4 protein-coding genes are annotated in these 5586 nt (G+C 64.4%); all 4 read right to left on the bottom strand.

What is annotated here, in order from left to right; translation table 11 throughout:
• Nucleotides 1–382: 382 nt before the first annotated feature.
• A complete protein-coding gene (locus KF791_20790; GenBank protein ID MBX3735021.1) occupies nt 383–3283 on the bottom strand; it encodes a hypothetical protein in 2901 nt (966 codons plus the stop codon).
• 471 nt (nt 3284–3754) lie between these two features.
• A complete protein-coding gene (locus KF791_20785) occupies nt 3755–4066 on the bottom strand; it encodes a four helix bundle protein (protein MBX3735020.1) in 312 nt (103 codons plus the stop codon).
• 120 nt (nt 4067–4186) lie between these two features.
• Nucleotides 4187–4675, bottom strand: coding sequence for a hypothetical protein (locus KF791_20780; GenBank protein ID MBX3735019.1), 489 nt, complete (start codon nt 4673–4675; stop codon nt 4187–4189).
• On the bottom strand, nt 4672–5586 hold a 915-nt coding region (locus KF791_20775), incomplete at its 5' end, for a Fic family protein (protein ID MBX3735018.1). The genes KF791_20780 and KF791_20775, both read right to left, overlap by 4 nt.

The following is a 5586-nucleotide window of genomic DNA, read 5'->3' as shown; positions in this document are numbered from 1 at the left end:
CAGGTTCGGCGGGAAAGGACGCCGTATCTGAGAAGGCGCTTGGTGACGGGCTCATCTCTGCGCCGCAGTGCAGGTCCCTGCCTCTCCTGGGGACACGACGAAACCAAAGTGCTGCAACCAGAGGAGGCAATGGGGACCCCGTTTCGTGGCAGCTCGCCATCGGCGTCGGGGTGTATTCCGAGCCGTTTCCGCGAGTCCGAATGAAGTGCTTCGCCCCAATTCCACCGACCCTGGCCTTTTACTGTTCAACGACCACTATTTTTCTCCGGGAAAAATAATCGGCGCCATCCACTTTACACCGCGAACAATCGGCTGGCACAGCGGGAGGCAACCGAGGAGTGAGATCCCGCGTCGCGGTGGCTCCATACCCCACGAGGACAGCCTATTCTTCATCCTGAACGACCCGGTAAAACACGGGTGCATTGCCGGCAATTGCCTGGCGGTCCTGCCAGGAGGCCTGGCTGGTGGCGTGCCAGTTGGTCGAGACCGGTTCCCAGTGTCGGAGGTCGGCGGACCGTTCCAGCACGGAGGCGCGCAACGGGGCCGCGCTGACCCGTAGATCCGATATTCCTGCCGGTGTTCGCGACAGGGAACGGACCGCCGGGATCCGTCCGGAAGCGGCCCCGGCGCCCTTCAGGCGAACCAGCGACATCCGGGGCAGCCCGTTCATGCGATCGAATTCGCCGCCCACCAGAATCGCACCGTCCGGTTGGAGGGTGATGGCGTGGATGGACTGGTTGTCAGCCCCTTCGACATTGAAGGTTACCGGTTCAAAGGAGCGATCCAAAGCGCCGTCAGGCAGCAGCCGGATCAGGTGGTCTCGCATGCGGCGCGAAAGACCCAACGGTGACGCATGAAGCGCGAGCAGCAGGCGTCCTTCGGGATCCACCGTAAGCTGGGTGGCGACTGCGAGGGTGTTGCTGGGCATGAACAGAGCCAGTTCCGGCTGAAATCCTGGATCCAGGCGACCGTCGGGCAGGCATCGGATCAGTGGATGCCATCCGTGGGGCTTCTCGGACCCAAACAACCCCCAGGCCAGAAATCGTCCCTCAGGAAGGCTGGCCAGGCCATGGATCCCCGAGATGGGCAGCGGCAGTGGAATGGGATCCGCCGAGGCGCCATCCGCGGAAACGCGGTGCAGGCGGGAATCGGTCCTCGCCACAAGGACGCGGCCGTCAGACTCCACCGCGACAGCGCTGGTCTCGCGCAGGCCGAGGCTCGCGGGTCTGAAGGTGGGATCCAGCACCAGATCGTTCCCAATCCTGGCCAGTCCCCGCGGCAGGGCACCCGTGCTGAAGGTACCGAAGACGATCCACTGGTCGGCGCCATAAGGGACCGCACCCGACAATCCAAATGTGTCTCCGGCAAGCGTCAGGGGGGTGCCGCTGCGGAGCACCTCCCCCGCAAGGGAGGTGGCCACCATGCGCTCCGAGTCCGGCCAAACGCCGGCGCCAACGTCTCCAGAGAAGAAGATCTCCGAATTCCGAACACGAACGAAGTCCACACCAAATCCCGAGCCATAGACCCGCGAGGGCACCGGGTCGAAGGCGAGATCGAGTCGTCCGTCCGACTCCAGACGCGCCAAACCCGCCCGGGAGTGGATGCCGACACGATGGTAGTCTCCAGCGACCAGGATGCGTCCGTCGGATTGGACGGCGAGTGAGCGGATTCGGCCCCGAATGCCGTCTGCGGGGAGCTGGAAACTGCGGTCCTCGGACGAGGGGCCATCGTCGTCCACAATGGCGACGGTCGCGGATGTCAGCGGGCCCAGGCCAGACCCGGGCCCAGGGTTCTGCAGCACGATCCGCGCGGTTTCGAGGTCCTCGGTGCGCTCATCGTTGATCAGTGAAAACCGCACGGTTTTCCGGGTCTCGCCGTTCGTGAACTGCAGGGTCTGGGTGTCGCCGATAAAGTCCTCGCCGTCCGTGGCGTCGAGTCCCTCCATCCGCACCTCGACCTGCGACACTCCGGCATGACCCCAGTAACGGCGGACTGTAAATTCGATCGAAACGTCGGCTTCACTCACCTCGAAGTGATCGGTTTCGAGGGCAAAGGAACCCGAACCTTCCAAGCCATCGCCCCGGAGCTTCAGGAGGAATGGTTCACTGCTCGATGAGGCCAGGCATCCCCCGCCGGGCAGCGCCAGAACGGCACCGGACATGAACGGGATCGGCGCCGCCAGGAAGGAGTGGTCGAGCGTGCCGTCCGGGTTCAGGCGGGCCAGCTGGGCACGGGGGACAGGCCCCCCGGTTTTGAACTCCCCGGCGATGAACACCGGTCCTGCATCATGGCTGGAAAGACCGTAGATCCGCTGCCCATAGGCCCCCCCAATGAACGGCGAACGGTACGACGCATCCACCTCGCCGTTGGGCAGAATCCGGGCCAGATGGTCCCTGAAGAGATTGTTGACCTCGGCAAAATCCCCGGCGATCAGCAGCCGATCGCCTTGCTCCAGGAAGGCGTACGCGCTTCCCCCGCCGACCAGGACTGGTGCAAATCCCTCGTCCGGACGTCCATCGGAAAACCAGCGCAACAGCCGCTGCTGGGGAAGACCCGTCCAGCCTTCCCGATAGATCGTCGCGTCCTCGCCGGTGATGAACCGGCCATCGGAAAGCACATGCACTTCCCAGCCGTCCGCAACCTTCGGTGTCTGGAACTGGTCGTCGTATGCGCCATCGTTTCGGAGCCGAAACAGCCATGGGAGGGGACTTTTGTCAGGCCGGCTGGCCCGCCGAAAACGCCACACCAGCAGTCCGCCGTCCGGTTGTGTGGCGATCTGTTGAATTCCAAAGGGCGGGAGGGGATCGGGCGGCAGGGGCGGCAGGGGCCCGACGACAGGCGGAGGGACGTTGGTGTCGAGACTCACTGAAGGTATGAACAAGGGATCCAGCCGCCCCTGGGAATCCAGCCGCGCCAGGCCCGGTCGCTCGATGCCGTCCACGGACAGAAAACTGCCGGAAATCACGAGACCGCCACCAGGAACCAAGGCCATGCAGTGGACGCTTCCCTCCGGGAGCACGGCGGGCACCGCCGAGGCAAGGACGCCCCCCACTGGAGAGACTGCAGTCAGTCGGCCGCTCATCGAACCTCGGCCATCCGCCCGGGAGTCCAGCAGCCAGAAGCCCCCGTCGTCCCGACCAAGGATGGTGGTGACTGGATGCCGGATTGCCGGATGCCAGGCCGGATCGGCTGCGCCGGGCCGTTCGTCAGCCCGGGCGACCACCGCCGTAGCCCAGGCGGCCGCCACGAGAAGAATCCGGAAAGCAGGAAGCTTGGAAGTCATGGTCGCGAGCGTTTGTGAATTTACACCTGTTGTCAATGCGCCATTCCCCATGAGGCTTTGGGGGACGAACCTTCCGGGGTGTCGGGTCCAGGGGAAAACCACCCGGACCTATGCCACCGTCAGCGGGCCGTCGAAATGGTGCCGTCGAAATACTCAGTTCCTTCAGATACACCAACGGCGCCGGCTGGCGATCTCCCGTTCGGTTGGATTCCGGATCCGGCAATACGGCCGCTCAAAAATCAGGTTCGCCATCTCGTGGCTGTAACTCTTCGGCGCGGTCTGGCGCACATGCTCCACCGTGTGCGCCTGCAATCGGCGGGGGTCGCAATCGTTCCGACCGTCCAGCCCGCCGTCTCCTCCACGCCCTGGAGGATGAAGGACACCCATCCAGCGGGGGTACTTCTGGCGCAGCTTCCGAGCGTACTTCGCGGATTCGTGGACCAGGTCGTCAGCAAACGGCAAGGCATCGAGTTAAACCGCGTTCACCGCCCGGGTCTCCGGGGAATGCACCGACCACGGTAGTTCGCCGCGGTCCAAGAGGAACACTTCGTAGTCGCCCCGCAGCTCGCTCAGGCTCGTCCGCGCCGCGTCCGTGAGCTTCCTCTCGGTGTCCTTCGAGGTGGAGGAGCGCTCCGAGCCCTCGATGATGTTCTGCCGGCCGCTGCCGGCGGGCTGGGTCATCTGGTCGCACTGCCGGCCCTTGGGGTCGTAGAACTTCCCGCCTGGCTCGCGGTGATCGTGCGTGAGGAACCGGCGGCAGAAGCGCAGCGTCTCCAATTGCACGATCGTCGCCTACGTGAACGAGTGCAGCCTACGGAACGTGCCATGCTGGTCGAAAAGCTCAGCCAGGCCCCTCGTCTCCATTCATTCCATCCTCGTGCAAACTCAATCCAGTCCCCCCGGTCACCGACGACGCCGTACTCGTTCGATGCGCTGTCCGGCAACGCTGCGCTCTGAAATGACTTCGCCGCGACCCTCACCCCCAAACCCCTCTCCCAAAGGTGGAGCGGAGCCCTCCTTCCCGGAACTCCCTCTCCCCGTGGGAGAGGGCTGGGGTGAGGGTTCGGTGTCAGCAACGCCAACCCGAATGCCGTCGTTCAAAAGCTGACAAATCTCCCGATTCGCAGCCGGAAGACTCATGGCCGAGCGATCGCCGGTCAGCTCATCCATGGCGGCGGCGATGGTTTCGGGCGGCAACGTGGGCTTCAACTGCTCCAACGCCACGCGCAAACGGGGAACGGGCACCACATCGCCCTTGGTCTCGCGACCCAGCGTGCCGTTCCCGCCGAAGGTCTCCTCCAACGCCGACACCATGGTCCAACCAAGCTCCTCGAACAGCCGCATGGCCGGCTGCTCGACAAGCGGGTCTTCGGTGTAGGCGTGCGCGCTCACGTCAAAACGTAACGTCCGGTCTTCAACGTGCCGACCCGCTTGACCCATCCGGCTTTCACCAGTGGACGCAGCAAATCCATCGCGCCCTGCTTGGACACTTTCAGCGCCGCCCAAAGTTCGGACGGTGTCATGCCGCCGCATTTGCCGAGCAGCTTCAGCAACTGCTCCTGGCGCGGACGCAGAATCACCTTCTCCCGCGCAGCCGAAACCGAAAGTTGCCCCATCCGCTCCCACACCCGCTCCAGCGTTTGCCGCAGGCCCTCGGCGCAATACTCCAGCCACGAAGTCAGGTCATCGCCTTCCCGCCGCACCGCATCCAGTGCCGCGTAATAGCGCGGACGATCCTCCCAGTAGAACTCGTCCACCGCGAAAATGTGGTGGAAATCAAACCCACGCCGATAAAGCTCCCACAACGCCAGCGCGCGGCCAGCGCGCCCGTTGCCGTCGGCAAACGGATGAATCGTCTCGAAACGAAGATGCACGACGGCCGAACTCAGCACCGGCGAAAGTCCGGGCGCTTCCTTGTTCCACCACTCCAGCAGCTCAAACATCAGGCCCGACACGTCCTCCGGCGGCGGCGGCACGAACGGCCCCACCCGCACCCGCATCGTCCGGTAACGCCCCGGCTCGCCCTGATCCATGACCTCGCCAGCGATGATGGCGTGCAGGCGGAAAATGTCCTCGTGCGTCAACCGCTTCTTAGTCGCCTGCTTCTCGACATGCCTCAGGGCGGCAAAATAGTTCAGCACCTCGCGCCGCGCGCGCGCCGGTGCGGCCACGGTCGTTCCCTCTTCCAAGGCGCGAACTTCCTCCAGCGTCAGCGGATTGCCCTCGATGGCGGTCCACAGCCATCCCACAGAAATCGAGTGGAGAAAGGCTGAGTTGACGTTTTGCGGGCGGGCCACACAGCT

Source organism: Verrucomicrobiia bacterium (assembly GCA_019634635.1).
GTDB lineage: Bacteria > Verrucomicrobiota > Verrucomicrobiia > Limisphaerales > UBA9464 > UBA9464.
This window is presented reverse-complemented; position numbering and strand designations above follow the sequence as displayed.

Coding starts and splice junctions, on each gene's coding strand:
- KF791_20790 (MBX3735021.1), bottom strand. CDS start 3,283: ATGACTTCCAAGCTTCCTGCTTTCCGGATTCTTCTCGTGGCGGCCGCC.